The sequence below is a fragment of the Mesonia aestuariivivens genome (assembly GCF_019311235.1).
GTDB classification, from domain to species: Bacteria; Bacteroidota; Bacteroidia; order Flavobacteriales; family Flavobacteriaceae; genus Mesonia; species Mesonia aestuariivivens.
Genome location: NZ_JAHWDF010000065.1, coordinates 1 through 648, shown reverse-complemented (window position 1 = coordinate 648; position 648 = coordinate 1). Strand labels below are relative to the sequence as shown.

Here is a 648-nt window from a genome sequence, read left to right as displayed (position 1 = left end):
CCATATATTCTACTCTAAACCAGTAGTCTCCTGAGGGCACTGGATTTCCGTTAAAGGTACCGTCCCATCCTGGACTACTTGGACTGATTTGTTTTAATAGTTTTCCATAACGATCAAAGATAAAGATCTGTGCTGCTCGGTTGAGCGGAGTGTCTAAACCTATGATATTCCACGTATCATTATAACCATCGTCATTGGGAGTGAAAAATGGTGGAAAATCAATAAAAGAGATCACTTGAGATTCAGTTGTTCCACAGCCATTTTTATCTCTACCGTAAACGATATGCGCTCCCGCTGACAAACCATCTACTGCTAATTGACCCGTAGCAGGCAAGTCCATCCAAGGACCATTGTCTACACTAAATTCATAAACCCCTTCTCCTGTTACATTAGTGATGATTAAACTATGTTGCCCCTCAAAGCCTATCGAGGTTGGAGCTACCTCAAACTCTGGCGGGTTGCTCTCTAAAATAGTGATACTATCAATATCACTACCACAGTTATTATTGTTTTCATCTAAGCTATTGATATCAAATACTTGTACACTATAGTCTCCTGCTTGTAATGGATTACCACTACCACCGCCTACACTAAGGCTTGCTCCATTTTCACTAATTAGACTACCGTTATAACTCCATTCAAAGCGAT

Annotated in this window: 1 protein-coding gene; it reads right to left on the bottom strand. The window is 40.4% G+C overall.

Going from position 1 to position 648, the window contains the following annotated elements; genetic code table 11:
• Positions 1–648 (bottom strand): T9SS type B sorting domain-containing protein (locus KW502_RS15290; RefSeq protein ID WP_219041411.1); only part of this gene is annotated, 648 nt, incomplete at both ends.